The 26,108-nt window shown below is 68.8% G+C and carries 21 protein-coding genes; 5 read left to right on the forward strand and 16 right to left on the reverse strand.

Going from position 1 to position 26,108, the window contains the following annotated elements:
- Positions 1–82: 82 nt before the first annotated feature.
- The 7 genes from DCN14_RS14300 to DCN14_RS14330 all read right to left on the reverse strand — a co-directional run bounded on the left by DCN14_RS14300 (position 83) and on the right by DCN14_RS14330 (position 9,519).
- Complete coding sequence (locus DCN14_RS14300) at positions 83–1,807, reverse strand: tannase/feruloyl esterase family alpha/beta hydrolase (protein ID WP_096508729.1); 1,725 nt, start codon at positions 1,805–1,807, stop codon at positions 83–85.
- A 27-nt stretch (positions 1,808–1,834) separates the two neighbouring features.
- Positions 1,835–2,983, reverse strand: a complete 1,149-nt coding sequence (locus tag DCN14_RS14305; protein ID WP_096508728.1) for a porin — start codon at positions 2,981–2,983, stop codon at positions 1,835–1,837.
- A 66-nt stretch (positions 2,984–3,049) separates the two neighbouring features.
- Positions 3,050–4,255, reverse strand: coding sequence for a 3-(3-hydroxy-phenyl)propionate transporter MhpT (mhpT, locus tag DCN14_RS14310; protein ID WP_096508727.1), 1,206 nt, complete (start codon positions 4,253–4,255; stop codon positions 3,050–3,052).
- Positions 4,256–4,484: 229 nt separating this feature from the next.
- Complete coding sequence (locus DCN14_RS14315; protein ID WP_096508726.1) at positions 4,485–6,410, reverse strand: feruloyl-CoA synthase; 1,926 nt, start codon at positions 6,408–6,410, stop codon at positions 4,485–4,487.
- Complete coding sequence (locus DCN14_RS14320; protein WP_096508725.1) at positions 6,407–7,855, reverse strand: aldehyde dehydrogenase; 1,449 nt, start codon at positions 7,853–7,855, stop codon at positions 6,407–6,409. The genes DCN14_RS14315 and DCN14_RS14320 overlap by 4 nt, the downstream gene beginning before the upstream one ends.
- 59 nt (positions 7,856–7,914) lie before the next feature.
- On the reverse strand, positions 7,915–8,745 hold the full coding sequence (locus tag DCN14_RS14325) for a p-hydroxycinnamoyl CoA hydratase/lyase (RefSeq protein WP_096508724.1): 831 nt from the start codon (positions 8,743–8,745) through the stop codon (positions 7,915–7,917).
- Between the two features lie 222 nt (positions 8,746–8,967).
- Complete coding sequence (locus DCN14_RS14330; RefSeq protein ID WP_096508723.1) at positions 8,968–9,519, reverse strand: MarR family winged helix-turn-helix transcriptional regulator; 552 nt, start codon at positions 9,517–9,519, stop codon at positions 8,968–8,970.
- Between the two features lie 377 nt (positions 9,520–9,896).
- Between DCN14_RS14330 and DCN14_RS37975 the strand changes: the two genes are divergently transcribed.
- Entirely contained in the window at positions 9,897–10,301 is a 405-nt protein-coding gene (locus DCN14_RS37975) for a hypothetical protein (RefSeq protein WP_162826203.1), read from the forward strand.
- 389 nt (positions 10,302–10,690) lie between these two features.
- Here DCN14_RS37975 and DCN14_RS14335 read toward each other — a convergent pair whose 3' ends face one another.
- From DCN14_RS14335 to DCN14_RS14365, 7 genes are all read right to left on the reverse strand, one after another.
- Complete coding sequence (locus DCN14_RS14335) at positions 10,691–11,593, reverse strand: SMP-30/gluconolactonase/LRE family protein (RefSeq protein ID WP_096508722.1); 903 nt, start codon at positions 11,591–11,593, stop codon at positions 10,691–10,693.
- Positions 11,594–11,644: 51 nt separating this feature from the next.
- Positions 11,645–12,664 (reverse strand): L-arabinose ABC transporter permease AraH, encoded by a 1,020-nt coding sequence (araH, locus tag DCN14_RS14340; RefSeq protein WP_096508721.1) that lies wholly within the window; start codon positions 12,662–12,664, stop codon positions 11,645–11,647.
- A 43-nt stretch (positions 12,665–12,707) separates the two neighbouring features.
- On the reverse strand, positions 12,708–14,279 hold the full coding sequence (araG, locus tag DCN14_RS14345) for an L-arabinose ABC transporter ATP-binding protein AraG (protein WP_096508743.1): 1,572 nt from the start codon (positions 14,277–14,279) through the stop codon (positions 12,708–12,710).
- A gap of 20 nt (positions 14,280–14,299) precedes the next feature.
- Positions 14,300–15,313 carry an arabinose ABC transporter substrate-binding protein gene (locus DCN14_RS14350; protein ID WP_096508720.1) on the reverse strand — a complete coding sequence of 338 codons (1,014 nt, stop codon included), beginning with the start codon at positions 15,311–15,313 and terminating at the stop codon, positions 14,300–14,302.
- Between the two features lie 82 nt (positions 15,314–15,395).
- On the reverse strand, positions 15,396–16,325 hold the full coding sequence (locus tag DCN14_RS14355; RefSeq protein WP_096508719.1) for a Gfo/Idh/MocA family oxidoreductase: 930 nt from the start codon (positions 16,323–16,325) through the stop codon (positions 15,396–15,398).
- A gap of 24 nt (positions 16,326–16,349) precedes the next feature.
- Positions 16,350–17,279, reverse strand: a complete 930-nt coding sequence (locus tag DCN14_RS14360; RefSeq protein ID WP_096508718.1) for a dihydrodipicolinate synthase family protein — start codon at positions 17,277–17,279, stop codon at positions 16,350–16,352.
- A gap of 127 nt (positions 17,280–17,406) precedes the next feature.
- Positions 17,407–19,158, reverse strand: coding sequence for an IlvD/Edd family dehydratase (locus tag DCN14_RS14365; protein ID WP_096508717.1), 1,752 nt, complete (start codon positions 19,156–19,158; stop codon positions 17,407–17,409).
- Between the two features lie 114 nt (positions 19,159–19,272).
- On the opposite strand from DCN14_RS14365, the gene DCN14_RS14370 reads away from it, so the two are divergent.
- The gene (locus DCN14_RS14370; protein ID WP_096508716.1) at positions 19,273–20,223 is read left to right on the forward strand and encodes a LysR family transcriptional regulator; all 951 of its coding nucleotides are present in this window, start codon (positions 19,273–19,275) and stop codon (positions 20,221–20,223) included.
- 42 nt (positions 20,224–20,265) lie between these two features.
- Here DCN14_RS14370 and DCN14_RS14375 read toward each other — a convergent pair whose 3' ends face one another.
- Entirely contained in the window at positions 20,266–20,742 is a 477-nt protein-coding gene (locus tag DCN14_RS14375; RefSeq protein ID WP_096508715.1) for an OsmC family protein, read from the reverse strand.
- Positions 20,743–20,836: 94 nt separating this feature from the next.
- On the opposite strand from DCN14_RS14375, the gene DCN14_RS14380 reads away from it, so the two are divergent.
- Positions 20,837–21,478, forward strand: coding sequence for a GntR family transcriptional regulator (locus tag DCN14_RS14380; protein WP_096508714.1), 642 nt, complete (start codon positions 20,837–20,839; stop codon positions 21,476–21,478).
- 228 nt (positions 21,479–21,706) lie between these two features.
- Here the strand turns inward: DCN14_RS14380 and DCN14_RS14385 are convergent, their stop codons facing one another.
- A complete protein-coding gene (locus tag DCN14_RS14385; protein ID WP_096508713.1) occupies positions 21,707–22,741 on the reverse strand; it encodes a LacI family DNA-binding transcriptional regulator in 1,035 nt (344 codons plus the stop codon).
- Between the two features lie 189 nt (positions 22,742–22,930).
- Between DCN14_RS14385 and ugpC the strand changes: the two genes are divergently transcribed.
- Both ugpC and DCN14_RS14395 read left to right on the forward strand, forming a co-directional pair.
- Positions 22,931–24,079 carry a sn-glycerol-3-phosphate ABC transporter ATP-binding protein UgpC gene (gene ugpC / locus DCN14_RS14390; RefSeq protein WP_096508712.1) on the forward strand — a complete coding sequence of 383 codons (1,149 nt, stop codon included), beginning with the start codon at positions 22,931–22,933 and terminating at the stop codon, positions 24,077–24,079.
- Positions 24,080–24,088: 9 nt separating this feature from the next.
- Positions 24,089–26,095: a beta-galactosidase gene (locus DCN14_RS14395; RefSeq protein ID WP_096508711.1), complete on the forward strand. Its 2,007-nt coding sequence runs from the start codon at positions 24,089–24,091 to the stop codon at positions 26,093–26,095.
- Positions 26,096–26,108 lie beyond the last annotated feature (13 nt).

Here is a 26,108-nt window from a genome sequence, read left to right on the forward strand (position 1 = left end):
CATGCGCGGCGCGCCGCCGCCCGCCAGGCCGCGGCAAGAGACCGATGCATCCGCGCATCGGTCCCTGCCCACACCGTCTACGTCATCGACAACTGAAGCTCGCCGCCGAGTTCACGTCGCCCGACCCGTTGTAGCGCGCGACCTGCGGATACGGGCACAGCGGACGCGTGCGGCCCGCGCCCCACGACGCCGGCACGTCGGCGTTCGGCACCGCGTTCGTCGTGTCGCGCGCGGCGGCGACGATCGCGGCCGGCGCCTGCCCCTGCTCGACCCACGCGACGAGCGGCGTCAGCATGTCGAACTGGTCCGTCGCGGGGCCGCCCGAACAGTGGTTCATCCCCGGCACCGGATAGAAGCGCGCGAAATCCGACGCGTCGCCGCCGTTCGCCTGCGCGACCTGCGCATACCAGTCACGCGTGTCGTTGAACGAGAACACCGGGTCGCCGGTGCCGTGATAGACGAGCAGCTTCGCGCCGCGCGACTTCAGCGCGGCCAGGTTCGTCTCGTCGGGCGGCGTCATGAACGACCACGCGGATTGCGTGTACACGCCGTTCGTCGCGAAGATCGACGGCGCATCGGTGTCCATGTCGAAGCCGAGCGCGAAGCCGGCGAGGTTCGCGAGCGTCGCGGCGGTCTTCGGCGGAGACATGAAGGTGAACGCCATCGCGGCCGGGTCGAGCGTGACCGAATTCGACTGCTTCCACGCGGCCCAGCCGCTGCCGGCCACGCCCGGATCGTACGGAAAGCTCGCATAGAGCGCCGTGCCCGTGCTGTTGCGCGCGCCCGCGAACACGTTCTCCAGCACGCTCTTCTGCGCGGTCGTCAGGCACGACCCGGTGCGCGTGCCGTTCGCACAGGCCGGGATGTCCGTCTCGACGCTGAAGTGCGCCTGGCACGCGGCGACGTCCTGCACCATCCCGTCCGTCGCGCCGTCGAGCGCATCGCATTGCTCGAGGATCTTCGCGCCGACGAACTGGCGTTCCGCATCGGTGAAGCCGCTGCGGATGTCCGGCAGCCCGTTGGTGCCGGTCGCCGACGCGATCTTCGCGAACTGCTGCGCGCCGTACATCTCGCCGATCGCGGCCTTCGGCAAGTGGAAGCCCGGGTCGCCCGCGATGATCCCGTCGTAGTCGCCCGGGTTGCGCACCGCCGCGACCATCGCGTGACGGCCGCCGTTCGAGCAGCCGTCGAAATAGCTGCGGTCGGGCGCCTTGCCGTACGCGAGCCGGATCACCTGCTTGGCCATCGGCGTGAGCGCGTCGACGGCGCCGTAGCCGTAGTCGATTCGCGCCTGCGGATCGATGCCGAACAGCGGGTTCTGCGCGGCGCTGTGCCCGGAATCCGAGCTGATCACCGCGAAGCCCATGTTCAGCGCGTCGGTCAGCGGGCCGCCGCCGCCGATCTCGCCGGTCGCGGTCACGACGTTGCCGTCGAGCCCGCCGTTCGCCTGGTAGAAGAAGCGGCCGTTCCAGGCTTTCGGCAAGCGCATCTCGAAGCCGATCGCATAGGTGTTGCCGTCCACCGCGCTCACACGCTCGTTCATCTTCCCTTCGATCACGCAGTGCTCGGCGATCGGTTTGCCGGCCACCGTCAGCGCGCCGGCGGCCGCGGTCGTCACCGACGTGAACGACGTGTTCGCATACGCGAGCTTCGCGGCGAGCGCGTCGCAGGTCTGCGTCATCGCGGCGGGCGTCGCGGCGCTCAGGTGGGTCGGTGTGGAACTGACCGAATCGTCGCCGCCGCAACCGGCGAGCATGGCCGCCGCGGACAGCGGCGCAATACAGAGGAATGCAGATTTCCCGTTCAAGATATCTCCCGTTCGTCAGGCTGCCGATCAGAACATGTGCCGCACGCCGACCATCGCGCCGAGCTGCCCCATCCCTTCGCCGGGCGTCGTGCCGGCCCCGCCGCCGCTGACCGCGTAGCGCGCGTGCGCGCTGTTCCACAGATACGACGATTGCGCGTAGACGGCCGTGCGCTTGGTCAGCAGATAGGTCGCGCGCAGCGTGGCCATCGTCGCGCGCGTGTCGTGCGCGCTGTTGACGATCCGGTAGCCTTCGCCGTCCACGACGAAATCGGGCTTCACCGCATACGACGCGCCGACGAAGAACAGGTCCGAGTGCGCGCCGGGCGCGGCCGGCGACCCGGTCGACACGCGCCGCCCGATCCAGCCCGCGCCGATCCGCGCGCCGGCCGCCTGCGCATAGGCGCTCACGTGCGTGCGCGCGTCCTTGCCGCCGCTGCTGGTGAAGGCGACCGGCTCGACGCCGTCGAAGAAGTTCGCGGCCGCGCCGGTGCCGCCGCGCTGTTCCTCGTACGAGGCCGCCGCGCCGAAGTACGCGCTGTCGTACTTGAGCATCACCGACCAGTTGCGGCACTGCAGCGAGTCGCCCGGCACCTGCCCCGCGCACGTGCCCTGCCCCGGCGAGTTGCCGGTGCCCGCGCCGTCGCGGCCGAACGAATAGGCCGCGCCGAACGTCACGCCGCGATACGTGCCGACGTAGGTCACCGCGTTGTCCGCGCGGCCGTTCGGCACGTACGCATCGAACGAGCCGAGCCCGTAGATGTCGGGGCCGATGATGTCCGCGCCCTGCAGCGCCAGGTAGGTCATCGTGTACTGCCGGCCGAACGCGAGCGTGCCGAAGCCGCCCTTCAGCCCGACGAACGCCTGCCGCCCGAACAGCCGGCCGCCCTGCCCGAGATCGCCGCCGCGCACGTTGAAGCCGCTTTCGAGCGTGAAGACCGCCTGGTAGCCGGCGCCGAGATCCTCCGCACCGCGCAGCCCCCAGCGCGACGGCAGCTCGCCCGTCACGCCCGGCATGCGCACCACGTGGTCGCCGGCCGCGTTCGCGTGCGACACGAACTCGACGCCCGTATCGATGATCCCGTACAGCGTCACGCTCGACTGCGCGTGCGCGCCCGGCGCGGCGAGTGCGCAGCACGCGCCGGCGGCCAGCAGGCCGTTCCTTGTGTTCTGTTTCATGTCGTTGCGTCTCCAGACCTGGGTGAGTCGCGCGCTCTGACGGCGCGCATTGAAAAAAGCGAAACATCAGTCGCCGGCTTGCGGGCGGCGAATCAGCACCAGCGCGGCGACGGCCGCAACCAGCGTGACGGGGATGCTCGCGCCGATCACGACCGGCGCGCTACGGCCCGCGGCCAGCAGCGTCGCGGCCGCGAGCGGCCCGACGACGGAGCCGAGCCGGCCGACCGCCACCGCCGCGCCGACGCCCGTGCCGCGCATCGCGGTCGGGTAATAGATCGCGGCGAGCGCATACAGCACCGACTGGCCGCCGACCACGAACATCCCGGCCGCGAACGCGGCCGCCGCGAGCGACGCGAAGCCGGGCGCGGCCGCCAGCGCGGCGAGCGACAGCACGATCCCGACATACATGCCGCCCACCACGCGCGACGCGCGCATCCGGTCGAGCGCCGCGCCGATGCCGAGCGCGCCGAGCCCCGCGCCGACGTTGAACGCGATCTGCACGAGGCCGACGTGCTCGCGGTCGAGCCCGCGCGCGGCCATCAGCGACGGCAGCCAGTTCAGCAGGAAGTAGAGGACGATCAGCGTGCAGAAGTAGCTGACCCACAGCGCGACCGTCGACGTCGTGCGGCCGTCGCCGAACAGCGTGCGTGCGACGCTGGTGCGCGCGGCCTGCGTGCCGGCGACGTCGAGATACGCGCGCGATTCCGGCAGGCACCACACCAGCAGGGGCACGAGCAGCAGCGGCCCCGCGCCGCCGACGTAGAAGATGTGCCGCCATTCGGTGTCGCCGGCGAGCAGCACGCCGATCAGCGACGCGATCACGCCGCCGAACGGAATCCCGCAGTACATCGTGGCCACCGCGCTGCTGCGCGAGCGCGGCTCGACCGCTTCCGACGACAGCGCGATCAGGTTCGGCATCGCGCCGCCGAGCCCGATGCCGGTCAGCACGCGCACGACGACGAGCATCGCGAAGGTCGATACCTGCGCGGTGGCGATCGACAGCAGCCCGAACAGCACGGCCGACGCGATCAGCACGCGCTTGCGGCCGATCCGGTCGGCGAGCCGGCCGCCGAGCATCGCGCCCGGCAGCAAGCCGAAGGTGCCCGCGCTGAACGCGATGCCCATCTGCGATACGGTCAGCCCGAATTCGCGCGCCATGCGCGGCGCGGCGACGCCGACCGACTGCAGGTCGAGCCCTTCGAGGAGTGCGATCGCGAAACACAGCGCGAGCGTGGTCGCGACCGCGGGTTTTTCGGCAACGTACGTGTTCATCCTGTCTCCATTCCCATGTCTTGTAGTCGGTCGGCCCTGCAACGGCCGCCGCGCACCGCCGCCGGCCAGTGGCGGAGCGGCGCGCGAAGTGTCGTCTGAACGGCGGCCATTATCAGGCAGCCTGATTCACTGGCCGCAAGCATGCCTGCCGGTATCTTGGCCGGCCGGTCGTGGTGCCTGCTCGTTGCTGCTCGTTGCTGCTTGTTCCCGCTTATGCCTGCGGTGCTGCTTACGCGTACATCACGTCGGGATCGCGCCGCGCCGGGTCGTACAGCGCGTCGATCGCCGCCGCGCGGTGCTGCTGCACGGCCGCCTGGTTCAGCGAACCCTTGTCGGTCACTTCGCCCAGATCGAGCGACGGCGGCGTGTCGATCAGCCGGATGCGCGCGACGAACGTCGAACCGCCGCTCGCGTTCCGGTTCAGCGCGGCGAGCCATGCCGCGAACGCCGCGCGCACGGCCGGCGCGCGCAGCACGTCGCGCACCGGCGCATCGGCTGCGAGCCCCGCGAGCGCGCGGCACGCGTCGACGCGCGGAAACACGAGCAAGCCGATGTCGTCGCGATTGATCCCGGTGACGACCACGTCCTGCACGTACGGCGCGCCGCTCGACACCGCATTCGCGCGCAACGGCCCGACGCTGACGAACGTGCCGCTGCTCAGCTTGAAATCCTCGGTCAGCCGCCCGTCGAACAGCAGCCCGAGCTCCGGCCGCGCCGGATCGGCGAAGACGCCCGCGTCGCCGCTGCGGTAATAGCCTTCGTCGTCGAACACGTCGCGCGGATCGGCGTCCGCATGCCAGTAGCCGCGCATCACGTTCGGCCCCTTGAAGCGCAGTTCGAGCTTGCCGCCGCACGGCACGAGCTTCGCGTCGCAGCCGGGCGCGGGCAGCCCGATATAGCCGGCGCGCATCAGCGGCCCCGTCGTGAACAGGCACGACGGCGACGCCTCCGTCATCCCGAGGCCGGCCATGATCCGGATGCGCTCGCCGCAATGCGCGTCGGTCACGCGATCGAGCCGGTCCCACGCGGCCTGCGACAGCCCCGCGCCGCCGAAGAAATACAGCTTCACGCGCGAGAAGAACGTGTCGCGCAGTTCGGCATCGCGTTCGAGCGCGGCGGTCAGCTCTTCCCAGCCCTTCGGCACGTTGAAGTAGATCGTCGGCGCGATCTCGCGCAGGTTGCGCACGGTTTCGTCGAAGCGGCCTGGCACCGGCCGGCCGTCGTCGATGTACAGCGTGCCGCCGTTGTACAGCGCGATGCCGAGGTTGTGACTGCCGCCGAACGTGTGATTCCACGGCAGCCAGTCGACCAGCACCGGCGGCTCGCGCGTGAGCTCGGGCATCGTCTGGCGCAGCATCTGCTGGTTGCTGCACAGCATCCGGTGCGTGGTCGGCACGGCCTTCGGCAGCTTCGTCGAACCGGACGTGAACAGGATCTTCGCGAGATGATCCGGGCCGACCGCCGCATGGATCGCGTCGATCGTGCGCGGCGGGGTGGCGAGCAGGCGCGACAGCGGCACCGCGCGGCGCTTTCCGTCTGCGTCTGCGTGTGTGTCCGAGTCGACATCGGCATCGCGTGCGACGATCAGCGCCGCGTCGGCCGGCAACGTCGCGTCGAGCGCACGCGCGAACGGCGCGCGTTCGGCGACGAACACCGCGCCCGGCTTCAGCACGCCGAGCGTGTGGCGCAGCTTGCCGTAGTCGGTCGACACCAGCGAATACGCGGGCGAGATCGGCGAGTACGGCACGCCGGCCAGCATCGCCGCGAACATCAGTTGCAGATGCTCGAGATCGTTGCCGGACAGCACCGCGAGCGGACGCTCGGCCGACAGCCCGAGATCGACGAGGCCCTGCCCGAGCGCGCGGGCGCGTTCGAGCATCTGCGCGTAGGTGATCTCGATCCAGCGGCCGTCGGCGCCGCGTCGCGCGGCCAGCACGCGCTCGGGGTGCGCGTGCGCGCCGCGCACGAGACAGTCGGTCAGGCGCGTCGGGTAATCGCCGAGCGGTTCGCGCGAGCGGAGATACCACGCGCCGCTTTCCGCGCGACGAATCTCGGCGGAGCCGACCGCGACGGCCGCCGCGCGATAGCGCACATCGCTCGTGCCGGTCACGGGCCCGCTTGCGGGCTTCGATGCATTCATCGTCACCTCGCTCATATGGGATAGTGACGCGGCGTGGTCTGCACGGTGATCCAGCGCAGCTCGGTGAATTCGGCGATCGACGCGCGGCTGCCGAAGCGGCCGTAGCCGCTCGCCTTCGTGCCGCCGAACGGCATCTGCGCTTCGTCGTGCACGGTCGGCCCGTTGATGTGGCAGATCCCCGATTCGATCCGGCGCGCGACCGCCATCGCGCGTGCGATGTCCCGGCTGAACACACTCGCCGACAATCCGAACTCGCTGTCGTTCGCGAGCGCGATGGCTTCGTCGTCGGTGTCCGCGCGCAGGATCGCAACCACCGGCGCGAACGATTCCTCGCGATAGAGCCGCATGTCGCGCGTGACGCCGTCGACGATCGCCGGCTGCATCGTCGCGCCTTCGATCCGGCAGCCGAGCGGCAGGCGCGCCCCGTGCGCACGTGCGTCCTCGACGAGCGACGCGGCACGCGCGGCGGCCGCCGCATCGACCATCGTGCCGAGCGGGTGGCCGGCCAGCGGATCGCCGGCGACCAGCGTGCGCGCCTTCTCGCCCAGCCGTTCGACGAGCGCATCGGCGATCGGGCGCGCGGCGATCACGCGCTCGGTCGACATGCAGATCTGCCCCTGGTTGAAGAATGCGCCGAACGCGATCGCGTCGGCGGCCGCGTCGAGATCCGCATCGTCGAGCACGAGCACCGGCGCCTTGCCGCCGAGTTCGAGCAGCACGGGTTTCAGGTGCGCGGCCGCATGGCGCGCGATGATGCGCCCGACGTGCGTCGACCCGGTGAAGTTGATCCGCTTCACGTGCGGATGCGCGATCATCCGCTCGACGAGCGCCGGCGCATCGGCCGCCGCATGCGTGATCACGTTGACGACACCCGCGCCGAGGCCCGCGTCGTTCAGCACCGCGCCGATCAGCGCGTGCACGCCCGGACACGCTTCGGACGCCTTCAGCACCACCGTGTTGCCGCATGCGAGCGGCATCGCCAGCGCACGCGTGCCGAGGATCACCGGCGCATTCCACGGCGCGATGCCGAGCACCACGCCGCACGGCACGCGCATCGCCAGCGCGAGATTGCCGGGCACGTCGGACGGGATCACGTCGCCGTCGATCTGCGTCGTCATCGACGCGGCCTCGCGCAGCATGTTCGCCGCGAGCGTCACGTTGAAGCCGAGCCAACCGGGCGTCGCGCCGGTCTCGGCAATGCCGGTCGCGACGATCTCGTCGATGCGCGCGTCCATCAGGTCGGCCGCCTTCAGCAGCCGGCGGCGCCGCTCGGTCGGCGCAAGCGCCGCCCATGCGGGGAACGCGCGGTGCGCGGCGTCGATCGCCGCATCGGCGTCGGCGACGCCGGCCGCCGGCGCGCGCGACGCGAGCACGCCTGTCGCGGGGTTGAATCGGTCGAAAGTTCGCCCGTCGCGGGCGGTACACCACTCGCCTGCGATCAGCATCCGTCTGTCGGTCATGTCGTCTCCTGCCTTGCCTGTCTCTTGCGGTTGCGTTGGCGGTTTTGTCAGCGCTCGTATCAGCGCTTGTATGCCTGCAGGCCCGGCTTGATCGTCTTGTCGTCGAGGAACTGCTTCAGCCCCTGCTCGCGGCCGCGCTCCGGATCGCGCAGCTGCGCCTGGTCGAGCTTCGCGTACAGGTAATCCTCGCACTGCTCCCACGTGAGTTCGCGCGAGCGCTTGAAGCCGTGTTTCGCCGCGCGCAGCACGACCGGGTTCTTGTCCATCAGCCGCGCGGCCAGCGCGATCGTCGCGTCGCGCAGGCCGGCCAGCGGCACGCTGCTGTTCACGAGGCCCATGTCCGCCGCTTCGACGCCGGTGAAGGTGTCGCCGGTCATGATGTAGTGCAGCGCGCGGCGATGCCCGACTGTGTCCGCCATCGCCTTGCTGACGAGGTTGCCCGGCGGGATGCCCCAGTTGATCTCCGACAGCCCGAACACCGCCTCGTCGGCGGCGATCGCGAGGTCGCACGCGACGAGCGGCGAGAAGCCGCCGCCGAAGCACCAGCCGTTCACCATCGCGATCGTCGGCTTGTTGTACATCCGCAGACGGCGCCACTGCCATTCCGATGCGTCGCGGCGCACCTTTTCCTGCAGCGCGTCGGAGCCGCCGTCGATCTCGCGGAAATATTCCTTCAGATCCATGCCGGCCGTCCACGCGGCGCCCGCGCCGGTCAGCACCAGCACCTTCGCCGCGTCGTCGAACTCGACCGCGTCGAGGACCTCCAGCATCTCCCGGTTCAGCGTCGGGCTCATTGCATTGCGCTTGTCCGGACGGTTCAGCGTGACCCACGCGATGCCGGCCTCCACGTTCACTTCAACGGTCTGCCAGCGGTTGTCGTACTTGCTCATGTTTGTTCCTGTCGTTCGTTTCCAGTGCGATTCGGTGCGCAGCGATCCTGCTGCGGACGGCTTCATTTAATATCAGGCTACCTGATATTGCAAGCGGCACGAGCGCCGGTGTAAACCCGGAGCGGAAGGCGGCAGAAACGGGGAAGGACGGTGCGGCCAGCGCCGGCCGGGGAAGGCGAACGCGGGCCGCACGGGCCCGCGCCGTGGAGGTTCGGGAAGGTGTCAGCCGCGCAGGTTGCGCGAGAACAGTTCGAGTGCGCGCTGCACGTGCGCGGCGTCGTCGGCGGCGATGTCGCCGAGCATGCGCGTCTCGAGCGGGCGCAGCACGGCTTCGCACTCGCGCAGCATCGCCGCGCCTTCATCGGTCAGCGTCAGCAGGATGATGCGGCCGTGCGACGGGTCGGCTTCGCGCGTGACGAAACCGCGGGCCGCCATCACGCTCATCACTTCGTTGGCCGATTGCGGCGTGATCCACGAGCGCTCGGCCAGCTGCGCATTCGACGACGCGCCGCGCGCCTCGAGCACCGACAGCGCCGTGTATTGCGCGAGCGTGATGCCGAGCGGCGCGAGCGCATCGGTCATATGGCGACGCAGCAGCCGGTCGAGACCGCCGATCACGTAGGTCAGGCGTTGCTGGACGCGCGCCTTCGGCTTGTCGCCTGTCGCGCGGGTGGCGCTTTTCGCGGCGGTCTTCGCGGCGGTCTTCGCGGCGCCTGCCGTGGCGCTCGTCGCGGCGGTTTTCGGATTCGCGGGCTTGGTCGGTGCGGAACTCATGGTGCGGGCGGGATGGAATTGCGGGCCATCTTACCAGCACGTGGGAGGGCGAACGCATAGTCGCGACATCACGCTCAGCGTACCGCCATGTTCTCAGTTGCCTCGTATAAGTACGAAATTATCGGTCGGCACACTAATTAAATTACCAAAATCAATCGTTTCTCATCTTGAAAATGGTTCAGCACTTCGTGACGGAGTAAAAGAACAGCTTCATTCCAACCTTCACGGGGTGGAGTGGCTGCGATACCGAAACCGACAATGATTAATACGGCACGGGTTTTTTAATCATTAAATACACCGAAATTAACGATTAATCCATTGACGAAACCTATTTATCCGAAGCCGAAGAAACAAGTTGAAATAAAACTTGGTGAAATATGCAGATTAGTTCCATCAGAATCACTGGGCTAGCCATTCTTGGGTTTTTGCTGATTGGCTCTTCCATTCACATGACCAGGCCAAATTATGGTCAGTGTTCTTTTTTTGAAAAAGAACTGAATGGAGGGAAAAAAGAATTTGAAGGCGTGGAATATTACGCAAAGCTGTGTGGCGCGAATATTCGGAATGGCCATGAAGTGAGATTTCAGCTTTTTGATGGGGCTGGAGAGTTGCGCGCTCAACGCTACTTCTCATACTCTGTAAATTCAGCAACTGAGCGAGAATTGGTAGATGGTGTTGGCGGAATCGTATATTACGATAGCTCAAGCAGTGATGTGATGCAGTTGCTTGCGATTCCGCCTACCAAATGGGATTGGATTCGCGCCCGACTACCTTTATTTTAATTGCGGTGATTGCGTGTAAAAGAAAAGCCCCCGTAGCGGCTTCTGTCGTGTCATCCGACACCGAAGTATCGGGCGCTCGACGGCGGTTTGTTCCGGCCTACGGTTGCGGAGGGCAGATTTATGTATAAGACGATGCTTTGAGCCTGGTCGATGGATGTGGCTGGCGGAATATGAGAAGCAGCTGTGGACGGGGAAAGGATGACCTTGCGTCACGTCGGCGTTACCCATTCCGCGATCACGTTTTGTGTGCGGCATTCATGTCGCGGATGCGGCGCGCCTGAATTCCGCTGAGAAAGACGAGGGCTGATCAGCCTCGTTCAACGCACATCTTTCGTACAACCCGGATCTTTGCCTGCCAGCCGATAGAACCTGCCGTCCACACCCGCCATTCATCCAGTACGTGTCCCAGCAAACCGCGCCGTCGCCAACCCCGCATGCCGCGTCTGCGCGACGAACACGCCGCCGGCATCGGCATCGCTCGCCAGCGCGTCATCGCTCAACCCGACCCGCGCACTCGTCACGTACAACCGGCCTTCGCCGTCGAGCGCCACGCAGCTCGGCTGCGCGGTCGGCACTGCGACGCGCGCCGTTTCGACGCCGTCCGGCCCGTAGCGCACCACCCGCCGGCCGCCCCACTGCGCATTCCACAGCCCGCCATCGCAGTCCATCGTCGAGCCGTCCGGGTCGCCGTCCGCATCGGTCAGCCGTGCGAACAGCCGCACGTTGTCGACCTCGCCGCCCGCGCGGTAATCGCATACGAGGATTTCGCGCACCAGCGAATCGCAGAAGGTCATCCGCGTGCCGTCCGGCGAAAACGCGATGCTGTTCGCGATCGCCGCCGCCGGCAACGCCAGCCGTTCGAGCGTGAGATCCGGATTGAGCCGATAGAACCCGCCGACCGCGCGCGGCGGCTCGCCGCCTTCGTCCTTCATCCCGAACACGAACGCGCCGAACGGGTCGCACCGGCCGTCGTTGAGCCGCGTCGGCAAGTCGGGCTCGACGTCGGCGATCCGCGCGAACGCACCGCTGCGCAGATCGAAGAACGCGAGATGCGTCGCGAGCCCGACGAGCAGCACGTGCGGCTCGTTCGTCAGCGCGAAGCACGCGAGCCGTTCGGGCATCGGCCACTGCGCGAGGTCGGAGCCGTCCGCGCGGCAGCGCCACAGGCACGCGCCTTCGATGTCCGTCCAGTACAGCGTGTGCGTCGCGTCGCACCACGTCGCGCCTTCGCCGAGCGTGTTGCGGCTGTCGACCAGCAGCGCCGCCGTCGCGCCCGGATGAATCTGTTGCATGCCGTCTCCCGATATCCGTCGTATCCGCAAGCGTCCGCGCGTTCGTCGAAATCAGATCTTCATCGCGCGCCGCTGGTTGCGACGATACTGGTCGAACAGCACCGCAAGCAACAGAATTCCGCCGCGTATCAGATATTGGTAAAAGGTCGGCACGTTCAGGAGACTCATGGCGTCCTGCACCGCGCCCATGATCAGCACGCCGACCAGTACGCCGGAAATCGTCGCGACGCCGCCCGTCAGCGACACGCCGCCGAGCACGCACGCGGAGATCACGCCGAGTTCGAGGCCGACCGACGTCTTCGGGTCGCCGAGGCTCATCCGCGATGCGAGCATCACGCCGGCGAAACCGGTCACGAGCCCCTGCAGCACGAACACGGCGATCTTGATGCGCATCACCGGCAGCCCCGCGAGCAGCGCGGCCTCGCCGTTGCCGCCCACGGCCAGCACGTTCTTGCCGAACACCGTCTTGCGCAGCAGGAAGCCGAACACGACGAAGCCGACGATGTTGCTCCAGATCGGAAACGAGATGCCGAGGAACGAGCCGGAGCCGAGTTCGAAGAAGCGTTCCTCGGAGATCATCACCGCGTCGCCGTTCGACGTGATGAACGCGAGCCCCCGCACGACTTCCATCATCGCGAGCGTGACGATCAGCGAATTGATCCGCCAGCGCGCGATCAGCACGCCGTTCACGAGCCCGACCGCGCCGCCCGCGAGGATGCCGGCCGCGGTGCCGAACAGCACGCTGTGCGTCGCGGTGATCAGCGTCGACGCGACGACGCCCGAGAACGCGACGATCGACGCGACCGACAGGTCGACCTCGCCGAGCGCGAGCACGAACATCATCGTCACCGCGATCGAGCCGATCAGCGTGACCGACAGCAGCAGGCCCTGGATGTTGCGCGGCGTGAGGAAGTCCGGCACGGTCAGCGACAGCACCGCGAACAGCACCAGGAACACCATCACGATGCCGGAGCGGTTGATCAGTTGCCACACGCCGCCGCGGGCGCGCGCGGGCGCGACGGCGGCATCGGAGGACGGGGAAGTGCGTTGGGGTTGCATGGCCTGGCTCATATCGATTGCATTCCGGTTGACTGCGCGGTTGACTGCGCGCCGCTCAGCGCGGCAGCGCGAGCTTGATCAGCGTGTCGGGCGTCGCCTGCGCCTTCGCGACTTCGCCCGCGATCCGCCCTTCCTTCATCACGACGATGCGGTCCGACACGCCGATCACCTCGGCCAGATCGCTCGACACGATGATCACGGTGCGGCCCGCTTCCGCGAGTTCGTAGAACAGGTTGTAGATTTCCGCGCGCGCGCCGACGTCGATGCCGCGCGTCGGCTCGTCCATCAGGAACACGTCGATCCGCTCGGCCAGCCAGCGCGCGAGCACGACCTTCTGCTGGTTGCCGCCCGACAGCGCGCCGATCGGCGTGTCGCCGTCGGGGGTCTTGATCGCGAGCCGCTCGATGTATTTCTGCGCGAGCTCGCGTTCGCGCCGCGCGTCGAGCAGCACGCGCGCCGGGCTGAAGTGGCGGCGCGCGCTGATGTTCAGGTTGTCGGCCACCGACGCGATCGCGACGATGCCTTCCTGCTTGCGGTCTTCCGGGCACAGCGCGATGCCGGCGCGCACCGCGTGGCGCGGGCTCGCGAACGCGACGCGCTTGCCGCCCAGTTCGACGTGGCCGCCGCTCGGGCGCGCCGCGCCATACAGCAGCTTCATCAGCTCCGAGCGTCCCGCGCCGACGAGCCCGAAGAAGCCGACGATCTCGCCGCGCCGCGCGGCGAACGACACCGGCTCGGACAAGCCCGGCCCGATCAGCCCCTTCGCCTCGATCAGCACGTCGCCGGCCGCGCGCGGCCGGTAGCCGTACACGTCCTCGATCGAGCGGCCGACCATGCAGCCGATCAGCCGGTCGCGGTCCAGGTCGGCGACCGATTCGAACGTCTCGATGCGCCGGCCGTCGCGAAACACCGTCACGCGATCGCACAGCGCGTCGACTTCCTCCATCCGGTGCGTGACGTAGATGATCGCGCGCCCTTCGGCGCGCAGCGAACGGATGATCCGGAACAACTGCGTCGTTTCGCGCGCGGACAGCGAACTCGTCGGTTCGTCGAAGGCGATCACGCGCGCGTCGCGCATCAGCGCCTTGCCGATCTCGATCATCTGGCGCTGCCCGATCGACAGGTACTTCACCGGGATGTCCGGATCGATGTGCTCGCCGAGCCGTTCCAGCGCGTCGAGCGCACGCGCGGCGAGCGCGCGTTCGTCGACCACCCCGAGCCGGCTCGGCAGTTGCCCGAGCATCAGGTTTTCCGCGACCGTCAGCTCGGGCACCAGATGCAGCTCCTGGTAGATGATCGCGATGCCGGCCTCGAGCGCGGCGCGGGTCGACGCGAAGCGCTGCACCGTGCCGTTCAGCGTCAGCGTGCCGGCCTGCGGCTGGTTCACGCCGGACAGCACCTTCAGCAGCGTCGATTTGCCCGCGCCGTTCTCGCCCATCAGGCCGTGCACCTCGCCCGCGCGCACCGACAGCGACACGGCGTCGAGCGCGCGCACGCCCGGAAACGTCACCGTGATGCCGTCGAGCGCGAGCAGCGCGCCGCCCGGCGGCGCACCGGCACGGGTGCCGGCACCGGCTTGCGCGGCGGCGTCGCTGCCGGACACGGCCGTCATCGTCTGCATCGTCATCGCGTCGTCGCCCCGCACGCTCAGATGCCGAGCTCGGCGCGCACGGCCTGCCAGTTCGCGCGCGTCATCAGCTTGCCGCTCGTCTGCGTGTCGGCCGGCGGCACCTTGCCGTTGCGGATCCAGTCGACGAGGTTCTGCGTGCTGTCCTTGCCGTGGTTCGTCGAGCTGACCGCGATCGTCCCGTAAAAGCCGGTCGGCTCCTTCTTCTGGAATTCGGCGAACGCCTCGCCCGCGCCGTTGATGCCGACGCCGATCACGTCGGCCGCCGGGATGTGCAGCTGTTCGGTCGCGCGCACCGCGCCGAGCACGGTCTCCTCGTTCAGCGCGTAGACCACCCACTTCTTGATGTTCGGATGACGCGCGAGCACGGGCGCGGCCGCGCTGAAGCCGCCTTCGTCGTCGGTCGTCTTCTGCGGTGCGTCGAAGATGTTGTCCTTGCGGAAGCCGTTCGCGAGCAGCGCCTCGGTCGCGCCGTCGGTGCGCAGCTTCGCGGTCGGCAGCTCGTAGTTGGTGATGCGCAGCGCGCCGACTTCTTCCGGTTTCCAGCCGCGCCGCTTCATCTCGTCGGAGATCGCCTGGCCGACCTGGTTGCCGATCTTGATCGCCGACATCCCGAGGTGCGGCACGTTCGGCAGCGGCTTGCCGGTCGAATCGACGAGCTGGTCGTCGACCGTCACGAACTTCATGTTGTAGCGCTTCGCGCGCGCGGCGATCGCCGGCCCGAGCCGCACGTCGGGCGCGCAGATCACGAAGCCCTGCGCGCCTTGCGAGCCGAGGTTGTCGATCGCGGCCAGCACCTTCTCGCCGTCCGGCGTGCCGATCTTCACGACCGAGAAGTGCTCCTTCTGGCCGAGCGCGGACGCGGCGTTCTGCTCGTTGATGAACCATGCCTGCTCGGGCATCTTCACCAGGAAGCCGATCTTCAGCGGCGCATCGGCGTGCGCGGCGCCCGTCATCCCGAGCGGCGCGATGCAAAGCGCGGCCAACAGCGCGCGCAGGGTGTGTCGGCGGATCGTGCGGGTCGTGCGGTTCATGCGGTGTGTCTCCTTGTATTGGCTTGGGTCTTCAACATCCGTCGCGCCGGGTCGCGCTCGCTTGGCGCGTGCCGGCACGGTGTCAGCGGCCGAACGCGTCGGTCCCGACGCGCCGCCCGAACAGGAACGCATCGGCGACGAGCCGCAACGGCCGTACGTCGACGTCGCTTTCGGCGCGCGCGATCAGCGCGCGGAAGTGCGCATACAGCGCCGGATACTCGCGCTCGGGCCCGATCTCGACCGGCGCGCCGTCGATCGACAACTGCGCGCCGCCGCGGCTGATCGCGAGCACGCCGTCCGACGTGTCGACGGCGATTTCCCATTGCTCGACCGGGCCGTGCCGCCAGTCGAATTCCGCCCGCACGGGTACGCCGTCGGTATCCGCGCAATCGAGTTCGGCCGCGATCGGCATCTGCGCATCGCTCGGCACGTAGAGCGTCGCTTCACGCAGCACGAGCTCGCGCGGCAGGATTCGCGTGACGATCGACAGCGCGTTGATGCCGGGATCGAACACGCCGAGGCCGCCGGGCTCCCAGATCCACTGCTGCCCCGGATGCCAGCGCCGCACGTCCTCTTTCCAGCGCACCTGCACGGCGCGGATCGTGCGCGCGGCGAGCCATGCGCGCGCCGGTTCCACCGCGCTCGCGCAACGCGAATGCCAGGTCGCGAACAGCGTGAGGCCGCGCTCGCGCGCGAGCGCGTCCAGCACGGCCACTTCGCCGAGCGTCGCGCCCGGCGGCTTTTCGAGCATCACGTGCTTGCCGGCTTCGAGCGCGGCGCGCGCCTGTGCGTAGCGCACCTGCGGCGGCGCGCACAGCGACACCGCATCGAGCCCGGGCTCGGCGGCCAGCAGCGCGGGCAGATCCGGATAGTTGCGCACGCCGCTGACTTCCGCGTGGCGGCTCGCGCACGCGGTCAGCGCGAAGCCCGGTTCGGCGGCGATCGCCGGCAGATGCTGGTCACGCGCGATCTTGCCGATCCCGATCACGCCCAGCGAAATCACCTTGCTCATCTGCGTTCCTCCTTCGCCACCCACTCAGCGCGCCCAGCGCAGCACGAGCGGATCGAGCCGGCGCGCGATCGCGAGCAGCTCCGCGCGCGTGTCCGGATGCAGTTCCGGCATCGGATGCCGCGGCCGCTCGCACGCGATCACGCCGCCTGCGCGCATCAGCGCTTTCGCGGTCAGGATCCCGGACTGGCGGTTCTCGTGATTGATCAGCGGCAGCCACGCCTGATAGCGCGCGAACGCGTCGTCATGGCGGCCTTCGCGGAAAGCGTCGAGGATCGGCCCAATGCCGTCCGGAAACCCGCCGCCCGTCATCGCGCCGGTCGCGCCGGCGTGCAGGTCGGCGAGCAGCGTGATCGCCTCCTCGCCATCCCACGGCCCTTCGATCGCGTCGCCGCCGAGCCGGATCAGCTCGCGCAGCTTGTTCGCCGCGCCCGGCGTCTCGATCTTGAAGTACGCGACCTGCTCGATCTCGCGGGCCATGCGCGCCAGGAACGGCGCGGACAGCGGCGTACCGCTCGCGGGCGCGTCCTGGATCATGATCGGGATGGCGAGCGCCTCCGACACGCGCGCGTAGAAGTCGAAGATCTGCGCTTCGGGCACGCGGAACGTCGCACCGTGATACGGCGGCATCGCCATCACCATCGCCGCGCCGAGCTGCTGCGCGCGCAGGCTGCGTGCCGCGCACACCTGCGTGCTGTAGTGCGACGTCGTGACGATCACCGGCACGCGGCCGGCGACGTGTTCGAGGATCGTGCGCGTGAGCACGTCGCGCTCGTCGTCGGTGATCGCGAATTGCTCGGAGAAGTTCGCGAGGATGCACAGCCCGTCCGAGCCCGCGTCGATCATGAAATCGACCGCGCGTTTCTGGCTCGCGAGGTCGAGCTCGCCGGTATCGGAAAACGTCGTCGGGACGACGGGGAAGATGCCGCGATAACGCGGCGTGCTGCTCGATGTCATGGTTCGCGTCCTGCGCCGGCCCCGATGCGGGGCCATCATGCGTTCACGGTTTCACAACTTGACGATGCGCGAGCCGATGCCCGCGCGCGGCCGCGGCGCGCGTTGCGCCGCCCGCCCGCTCAATGCCTCAATGCGAATGGCTCGGCACGTCCGCGCCGCGCGTGCCGACCAGGAAGTCGAGGTCGCACCCCTCGTCCGCCTGCAGCACGTGATCGATGTACAGCCGCGCATAGCCGCCCTTGCCGAGCTGCCCGGCCACGCCCGGCGCCGCGGTCGGATCGACGTCCGACAGGCGGCGCTGCAGTTCGTCATCCGAAATGTCCAGATGCAGCGTGCCGGCCTCGCAGTCGAGCTCGATCCAGTCGCCGTTGCGCACCGCGGCGAGCGGGCCGCCGGCGGCCGCTTCCGGCGCGACGTGCAGCACCACCGTGCCGTAGGCGGTGCCGCTCATCCGCGCATCCGAGATGCGCACCATGTCCTTCACGCCCTGGCGCAGCAGCTTCGGCGGCAGCCCCATGTTGCCGACTTCGGCCATCCCCGGATAACCGCGCGGCCCGCAGTTCTTCAGCACCAGCACCGAGCTGGCATCGACGTCGAGCGCTTCGTCGTTGATCGTCGCCTTGTAGTGCTCGAGGTTCTCGAACACCACCGCGCGGCCGCGATGCTTGAGCAGTTCGGGGCTCGCCGCCGACGGCTTGAGCACCGCGCCGCGCGGCGCGAGATTGCCGCGCAGGATGCAGATCCCGCCGTCCGCGATCAGCGGCCGGCCGAGCGGACGGATCACCTCGTCGTCGTAGTTCGGCGCTTCGCGCACGTTGTCCCACACCGACTTGCCGTTGACCGTCAGCGCGTCGGGATGCGGCAGCAGCCCGCCTTCGCCGAGCCGGCGCAGCACGGCCGGCAGGCCGCCCGCGTAATAGAACTCCTCCATCAGGAAGCGCCCGGACGGCATCAGGTCGACGATCGTCGGCGTGTCGCGGCCGATGCGCATCCAGTCCTCGAGTTCGAGCGGCACGCCGATGCGGCCCGCGATCGCCTTCAGGTGGATCACCGCATTGGTCGACCCGCCGATCGCCGCGTTCGCGCGGATCGCGTTCTCGAACGCGGCGCGCGTCAGGACCTTCGACAGCACGAGCCCTTCGAGCGCCATCTCGACGATGCGGATGCCCGACATGTGCGCGAGCACGTAGCGGCGCGAATCGACGGCCGGGATTGCCGCGTTGTGCGGCAGCGCGACGCCGAGCGCCTCGGCCATGCACGCCATCGTCGATGCGGTGCCCATCGTGTTGCAGGTGCCGGCCGAGCGCGACATCCCGGCTTCGGCGGACAGGAAGTGGTGCAGGTCGATCTCGCCGGCCTTCAGCGCTTCGTGCAGTTGCCACACGGCCGTGCCCGAGCCGATGTTCCTGCCTTCGAGCTTGCCGTTCAGCATCGGCCCGCCCGACACGACGATCGCCGGCACGTCGCAGCTCGCCGCGCCCATCAGCAGCGCGGGCGTCGTCTTGTCGCAGCCGGCGAGCAGCACGACCGCATCGATCGGGTTGCCGCGGATCGCTTCCTCGACGTCCATCGACGCCAGGTTGCGCGTGAGCATCGCCGACGGCCGCAGGTTCGATTCGCCGTTCGAGAACACCGGGAATTCGACCGGGAACCCGCCCGCTTCCGAGATCCCGCGCTTCACGTGCTCGGCGAGCTTGCGAAAGTGCGCGTTGCACGGCGTCAGTTCGGACCACGTATTGCAAATGCCGACGATGGGCCGACCGTCGAATTCGTGATCGGGAATGCCCTGGTTCTTCATCCAGCTCCGGTACATGAAGCCGTTCTTGTCGTTCGTGCCGAACCATTGGGCAGAGCGCAGCCTGGGTTTTGTTGCCGACATCGTCAGTCCTGTGGTGACGGGATACCGACGCAGTCTAGGGAGAATTTTGATAACTCGCTAATGACGTTTTAGGCGATTACGATATCGATTCCGATATCGATATAAACCCGTACGATGACCGAAGCCAGCCCGTGGGGAAACCGCAGCCGCCTGAAGACGCGCCAGTTGCTGCTGGTCGTCGCGCTCGCCGACGAAGGCAGCATTCATCGCGCGGCGGCCGCGCTGAACATGACGCAGCCGGCCGCGTCGAAGCTGCTGCGCGAGCTGGAGGAATCGATCGGCGCGGTGCTGTTCGAGCGGCTGCCGCGCGGCATGCGGCCGACGCTGTACGGCGACGCGCTGATCCGCCACGCGCGCGCGGCGCTCGGCAGCCTCGACCAGGCGCGCGAGGAGCTGGCCGCGCTGAAGGCCGGCCATCTCGGCCATGTGGCGGTGGGCGCGATCACGTCGCCGGGGCTGCGGCTCGTGCCGCCGGCCGTCGCGGCCGTGAAGGGGACGCATGCGAACGTGCGCGTGTCCGTCGAGATCGACACCAGCAACGCACTGCTCGAACACCTCGCGCAGGAGAAGCTCGACATCGTGCTCGGCCGGCTGTCCGCCGAACACGACAAGCTGCACCTGCGCTACGAGCCGCTGACCGGCGAGCCGGTCGCCGCGGTGGTGCGGCCCGGCCATCCGCTGCTCGCACAGGCGCCGCTGTCGCTCGCGGACGTGCAGCGCGCCGCGTGGGTCATGCCGCCGGCCGGCAGCGTGCTGCGCCATCGCTTCGAGCTGGTGTTCCAGCGCGCCAGCCTCGCGCCGCCCGCGAACGTCGTCGAGACGGCCGCGCTGCTGTTCATCACGCAGCTGATCGAGCAGAGCGACATGATCGCGGTGCTCGCGGAGGACGTCGCGCAGTACTACGCGCGACACGGAATCGTCACCGTGCTGCCGCTGGAGATGGATTGCCGGATGGACGATTTCGGGATCATCACGCGCACCGACCGGCTGCCTTCGCCGGCCGTCGCGGTGATGGCCGATGCGATCCGCGCGGCCGCGCGGGAGGTGTACGGGATCGGGTTGTGAGGCCGCGGCCGGATGCTGCGCACACGATCGCGGCTGCCTGCGTCACGCCGCGGCAAACTCGATCACCGGCTCGCACCGGATCGGGAAATTGACGGAGTTCGCCACGTAGCACTTCGCATGCGCCGCATGATGCAGCCGCTCCGCCAGTTCGCGATCGTCGCCGGCGCGAATCGTCACGCGCGGGTGCAGCACGATTTCGGTGAAGCGCCCTTGCTCGGCGCTGTCGAGCATCGTGCCTTCGGCCTCGTCGACGTACGCGAGCACGCGGATCCCCGCATCCGAGCACAGATGCAGATACCAGAGCTCGTGGCACGCCGATGCCGACGCCAGCAGCAAATCCTCCGGATTCCAGCGCGCCGCATCGCCGCGAAACGCCGCGTCCGACGAGCCGGGAATAGCCGGCTTCGAACCCGCGCGGATCACATGATCGCGGCCATATTCGCGATACCCCGACGTGCCGGTTCCCCGGTTGCCGATCCACTCCACTGCCACGCGGTACTTGTGTTCGCCATGCGCCATCTCGCTCTCCTCTGCTATCGGAACGTGAGGCCGCCATTGTGGCACCGGAATGCCATTTGGTATACCATTATTCCAAATTCAGGAGCCCAGGGGCATGGAAGCCAGACTCGATTCCACGGCGGACGCGGTGGCCGCATCGCTGCGGGAAATGATCATCAACGGCGAGTTGCAGGCCGGCGAGCGGCTCGTCGAGCGCGACCTTGCCGAACGTTTCGGAGTCAGCCGGATTCCGATGCGCGAGGCGATCCAGCGCCTGGAGCGCGAAGGGCTGCTGGACATCTTCCGCAATCGCGGCGCGGTCGTCCGGATGCTGAGCGCGTCCGACGTGCAGGAAATCTACGACATGCGCGCGCTGCTCGAAGGCGATGCGATCTTCCGCAGCGTGAAGCGGCTCGACGACGAGACGCTGGCGCGCGCCGAGCTCGTGCACCGGCTGCTCGGCGAATCGGGCGTGCCGCGCCGGCAAGGCGAGCTGAACCGCGAATTCCATGCGCTGCTGTATTCGTGCTGCGGCAACGAGCGGCAGTTGAAGGCGATCGCGGAATTGCGCAGCCAGGTCGAGCGGTACGAGCGGCTGCAGGCGACGCTGCTCGCGGATACGCCGTCGTTCCAGGTCGAGCACGAGGACATCCTGCAAGCGTGCCGCGAACGCAATGCACGCGGTGCGCGCGCGATGACGGTCGCGCATCTCGAATCGGCGCGACGGATCGTGATGCGGCTCGTCGAAGGCGGGTGAAGTGGGTGGGTAATCCGGCCTGGACTCGGGGTTCCGACGCGCATCTCGATTCGGCGCGACGCACCGCGATGAGGGTCGTCGAAGCGATGATGGCAGACGGCCCATCCGGCCCGGACTCCGATTTCGTCCAGTGGCCGCTGGCCCGTCCCATTCGCTGCTTCGCGGGTTGCGCCCTACGCCGGCAAACCACGCCACGCCCGGCGTCACGCGGCAAAGCCCCCGCGACGTCTAAGCCCCCGCACTCCGCCCCGGCGCTGCGCCGGTCGTCCCGCGCACAACGAGCCGCGGCAACGACCCCGTCCGCACCCGCGACACCGCGTCGACCTGCCCGCCCGCCTCGCGCAACGCATTGAGCAGTTCGACCGCGAGCCCCGCCGCCTCGGCGGTCGGGATCGCAACGGTCGTCAACGTCGGACGCGTGTCGCTGGCCAGATGAATGTCGGTAATGCCGACGATCGACAGGTCGTCGGGCACGCGCCTGCCGCGATCGGCCGCCGCGTGCAGCGCGCCGATCGCCGGCAGGTCGTTGGTCGCGACCAGCGCGGTCAGCCCCGGATGCGCATCGAGCAGGCGGCCCGCCGCACGCACGCCGCCTTCGATCGAATCGGGCTCGGCCGCGACGATCGACGCATCGAGCCCCGCTTCGCGCATCACGTCGACGAAGCCGTCGTAGCGCGCCGCCTGCACGCCGCTCGCCGAGCCGCCGACGATCACGCCGATCGTCCGGTGCCCGAGTTCGAGCAGATGCCGCGTCGCGATCCGCCCCGCCTCGCGGAAATCCACGGCCACGCAAGGCAGCCCCTCGGGCGGCGCATCGGGCCGCTCCCACAGACACAGCACGACCGGCACGCCGCGCCGGGCAACGTCGGCCAGATCCGGCAAATGCAGGTTCGCGTTGGTCACGAGAATGCCTTCGGAAATCGTCCCGGCGATCTGGTCGAGATACGCTCGCCCCTGCAACGGATCTTCGTTCGTATTGCAGACGATCAGGAACTGCCCGTTGCGGCGCACCGCGCGCTCGACCGCGAGCGCGAACTCCGGATAGAACGGGTTCGCGATGCTCGACACCATCAGCGCGACCGTCGGCGCGCGCCCTTCCGCAAGCGCCCGCGCGGCCAGATGCGGCCGATACCCGAGCGCCGCCACCGCTTCCAGCACCCGCGCGCGCGTCGCGTCGCCCACCCGCCCGCGGTGGCGCAATACGTTCGAGACCGTCGCGGCCGTCACGCCGGCGCGGCGCGCGACTTCATCCAGTGTTGCCATCGTCTGCTCACTATATGAGATGCCGATCCAGTATTTGCTTCGCTCACCGAAGCGGCGCACTATCGCCGCACACCCAGCCGCCCGACCAACGGGCGCGACTCGGCCGCGATCGGGACCGGCTCTTTTTTTGATCGCGATGATTAAGCGCTTAAGCATGATGCAAGCGCATTAGAACATGGAGCGGAGACAATGGCGAGCATCTCGATGCGACGCGTGCAGAAAGCCTATGGCGAGCACGCGCCGGTCATTCGCGACGTCGATCTGGAGATCGGCGCGCACGAGTTCTGCGTGTTCCTCGGCCCGTCCGGCTGCGGCAAGTCGACCCTGCTGCGGATGATCGCGGGCCTCGAGGATCTGAGCGACGGCGAGCTGTCGATCGACGGCCGCCGCGTCGACGACGTGCCGGCCGCCGAGCGCGGCGTCGCGATGGTGTTCCAGAGCTACGCGCTGTTTCCGCACATGACGGTCTACGAGAACATGGCGTTCGGGCTGAAGCTCGCGCGCGTGCCGAAGGCCGAGATCGACCGGAAGGTGCGCGACGCCGCGCGGATCCTGCAGCTCGACACGCTGCTCGAGCGCAAGCCGAAGGCGCTGTCCGGCGGCCAGCGGCAGCGCGTCGCGATCGGCCGCGCGATCGTGCGCGAGCCCGGCGTGTTCCTGTTCGACGAGCCGCTGTCGAACCTCGACGCGGCGCTGCGCGGCCAGACCCGCGTCGAGATCGCGAAACTGCACCGCCAGTTCGAACGGGCGAGCGTCGTCTACGTGACGCACGACCAGACCGAAGCGATGACGCTCGCCGACAAGATCGTGCTGCTGCACACCGGCGCCGACACCGCGCAGCACGGCAGCATCGCGCAGGTCGGCGCGCCGCTCGACCTCTACCACCATCCGGCGAGCCGCTTCGTCGCCGGCTTCATCGGCTCGCCGCGGATGAACTTCCTGCCGGCCGTCGTCGCCGCGTGCGATGCGCAACACACGACCGTCGCCGTCGTGCCGTCCGGCGAAACCTTCACGCTGCCGCGCGACGGCGCCGCGCTCGCGCCGGGCGCCACCGTCACGCTCGGCATCCGCCCCGAACACCTGACGCTCGGCGCCGCGCACGACGCGACGGCGCTCGCCCGCGACGTCGTGCTGGTCGAACGCCTCGGCGAGCAAACCTACGTGCACCTCGACCAGCCGGGCGGCACGCCGCTGATCGCAAAAGTGCCCGGCGACGCGCCGCTGCGTCGCGGCGAGCGCGTGCACGCGCATGCGCCGGCCGCGGCCTGCCACCTCTTCACCGAAGACGGCCGCGCGGTGCCCGCGCGCGCCGACGTCCACGTCCACCACTACGCATAAGGATCGGGCATGCGCCTTGGAGTCTGCTACTACCCGGAACACTGGCCGGAATCGATGTGGGCGGACGACGCCCGCCGGATGAAGGCGCTCGGCATCGCGCAGGTGCGGATCGCCGAATTCGCCTGGAGCCGCATCGAGCCGTCGCCGGGCGAATACGACTGGGGCTGGCTCGATCGCGCGATCGACGTGCTCGGCACGGCCGGCCTCGAGGTCGTCATGTGCACGCCGACCGCGACGCCGCCGAAGTGGCTCGTCGACCGTCACCCCGACATCCTCGCGATCGGCGCGGACGGCCGGCCGCGCAAATTCGGCTCGCGCCGCCACTACGACTTCTCGTCGCCGACCTATCTCGAAGCATCGCGCCGGATCTGCACGGCGGTGGCCGAACGCTACGGCCGCCACCCGGCCGTGCGCTACTGGCAGACCGACAACGAGCTCGGCTGCCACCAGACGGTCGTCAGCTATTCGCCCGCCGCGCTCGTGCGCTTTCGCGAATGGCTGAAGGCGCGCTACGGCACGATCGACGCGCTGAACCGCGCATGGGGCACCGTGTTCTGGAGCATGGAGTACCGCCATTTCGACGAAGTCGACGCGCCGGTCGGCACCGTGACCGAAGCGCATCCGTCGCATCGCCTCGACTACCGGCGCTTCGCCTCCGACGAAGTCGCGCGCTATCACCGGATGCAGGTCGACGTGATCCGCGCCCATTCGCCGGGCCGCCCCGTCGCGCACAACTTCATGCAGCTCTTCACCGAGTTCGATCACTACGAAGTGGCGCGCGACCTCGACATCGCGACGTGGGACAGCTACCCGCTCGGCGCGCTCGAGGAGCAATGGTTCGCGCCCGACGTGAAGGCGCGCTGGCTGCGCACCGGCCATCCCGATTTCGCGTCGTTCAATCACGATCTCTATCGCGGGATGTCGAAGCTGCCGTTCTGGGTGATGGAGCAGCAGCCGGGGCCCGTGAACTGGGCGCAGTGGAACCCCGCGCCGCTGCCGGGCATGGTGCGGCTGTGGAGCTGGGAAGCGTTCGCGCACGGCGCCGGCTGCGTGTCGTACTTCCGCTGGCGGCAAGCGCCGTTCGCGCAGGAACAGATGCATGCGGGCCTGCACACGCCGGACGATCGGCTCGACGAAGGCGGCCGCGAAGCGCAGCGCGTCGCGCGCGAAATCGCCGCGGTGCTCGACGCCCGCGCGGATGCCGACGCGAACGGCCCGGTGCGCGCCCCCGTCGCGCTGGTGTTCGACTACGACGCGAAATGGCTGTTCGAAGTACAGCCGCAAGGCGCCGATTTCCACTATCCGCGCTTCGCGTTCGAGTACTACTCGGCGCTGCGCTCGCTCGGCCTCGACGTCGACATCGTTTCCCCGCACGCGCCGCTCGACGGCTACCGGCTCGTCGTCGTGCCGCCGCTGCCGGTCGTGCCGGACGACTTCGCGGCACGGCTCGCCGCCTCCGGCGCGCAGGCGGTGTTCGGCCCGCGCACCGGCTCGAAGACCGCCGACCTGCGGATTCCGCCGACGCTGCCGCCCGGCCCGCTCGCGTCGATCCTGCCGATACGCGTGTGGCGTGTCGAATCGCTGCGGCCGAACGTGACCGAACGGATCGACGGCACGTTGCGCGACGGCTCGCCGCTCGCCGGCGACGCGCGTCACTGGCGCGATCTCGTCGAGCTGCATGGCGACGGCGAAGATGGCGACGCGCGCGGCATCGTGCGCGCGCGCTTCGCCGACGGTCATCCGGCCTGCGTATCGCACGGCGCGTTGCACTACTGGGCCGCGCTGTTCGACGACGCGACCACCGCGCGCCTGTTCGCCGACGTCGCGGCCGAAGCCGGCCTCGCGCCCGCACTGCTCGGCGACGGTCTGCGCATCAGCCGGCGCGGCGGCCTCACCTACGTATTCAACTACCGCGACACGCCGCACACGATCGACGCGGTGCCGCCGTCCGCATTCGTGGTCGGCACCGCGCAGGTCGAGCCGCAAGGCGTCGCCGTGTATCGAAGCCGTTCGTAGCAACCGCCCCCGG

It is taken from the genome of Burkholderia sp. IDO3 (assembly GCF_003366075.1).
GTDB classification, from domain to species: domain Bacteria; phylum Pseudomonadota; class Gammaproteobacteria; order Burkholderiales; family Burkholderiaceae; genus Burkholderia; species Burkholderia anthina.

Bases quoted from the DNA above. Each gene is read 5' to 3' on its own strand.
- DCN14_RS14305 (WP_096508728.1), bottom strand. From the start codon at position 2,983: ATGAAACAGAACACAAGGAACGGCCTGCTGGCCGCCGGCGCGTGCTGC.
- mhpT (WP_096508727.1), bottom strand. From the start codon at position 4,255: ATGAACACGTACGTTGCCGAAAAACCCGCGGTCGCGACCACGCTCGCG.
- DCN14_RS14315 (WP_096508726.1), bottom strand. From the start codon at position 6,410: ATGAGCGAGGTGACGATGAATGCATCGAAGCCCGCAAGCGGGCCCGTG.
- DCN14_RS14320 (WP_096508725.1), bottom strand. From the start codon at position 7,855: ATGACCGACAGACGGATGCTGATCGCAGGCGAGTGGTGTACCGCCCGC.
- DCN14_RS14325 (WP_096508724.1), bottom strand. From the start codon at position 8,745: ATGAGCAAGTACGACAACCGCTGGCAGACCGTTGAAGTGAACGTGGAG.
- DCN14_RS14330 (WP_096508723.1), bottom strand. From the start codon at position 9,519: ATGAGTTCCGCACCGACCAAGCCCGCGAATCCGAAAACCGCCGCGACG.
- DCN14_RS37975 (WP_162826203.1), top strand. From the start codon at position 9,897: ATGCAGATTAGTTCCATCAGAATCACTGGGCTAGCCATTCTTGGGTTT.
- DCN14_RS14335 (WP_096508722.1), bottom strand. From the start codon at position 11,593: ATGCAACAGATTCATCCGGGCGCGACGGCGGCGCTGCTGGTCGACAGC.
- araH (WP_096508721.1), bottom strand. From the start codon at position 12,664: ATGAGCCAGGCCATGCAACCCCAACGCACTTCCCCGTCCTCCGATGCC.
- araG (WP_096508743.1), bottom strand. From the start codon at position 14,279: ATGACGATGCAGACGATGACGGCCGTGTCCGGCAGCGACGCCGCCGCG.
- DCN14_RS14350 (WP_096508720.1), bottom strand. From the start codon at position 15,313: ATGAACCGCACGACCCGCACGATCCGCCGACACACCCTGCGCGCGCTG.
- DCN14_RS14355 (WP_096508719.1), bottom strand. From the start codon at position 16,325: ATGAGCAAGGTGATTTCGCTGGGCGTGATCGGGATCGGCAAGATCGCG.
- DCN14_RS14360 (WP_096508718.1), bottom strand. From the start codon at position 17,279: ATGACATCGAGCAGCACGCCGCGTTATCGCGGCATCTTCCCCGTCGTC.
- DCN14_RS14365 (WP_096508717.1), bottom strand. From the start codon at position 19,158: ATGTCGGCAACAAAACCCAGGCTGCGCTCTGCCCAATGGTTCGGCACG.
- DCN14_RS14370 (WP_096508716.1), top strand. From the start codon at position 19,273: ATGACCGAAGCCAGCCCGTGGGGAAACCGCAGCCGCCTGAAGACGCGC.
- DCN14_RS14375 (WP_096508715.1), bottom strand. From the start codon at position 20,742: ATGGCGCATGGCGAACACAAGTACCGCGTGGCAGTGGAGTGGATCGGC.
- DCN14_RS14380 (WP_096508714.1), top strand. From the start codon at position 20,837: ATGGAAGCCAGACTCGATTCCACGGCGGACGCGGTGGCCGCATCGCTG.
- DCN14_RS14385 (WP_096508713.1), bottom strand. From the start codon at position 22,741: ATGGCAACACTGGATGAAGTCGCGCGCCGCGCCGGCGTGACGGCCGCG.
- ugpC (WP_096508712.1), top strand. From the start codon at position 22,931: ATGGCGAGCATCTCGATGCGACGCGTGCAGAAAGCCTATGGCGAGCAC.
- DCN14_RS14395 (WP_096508711.1), top strand. From the start codon at position 24,089: ATGCGCCTTGGAGTCTGCTACTACCCGGAACACTGGCCGGAATCGATG.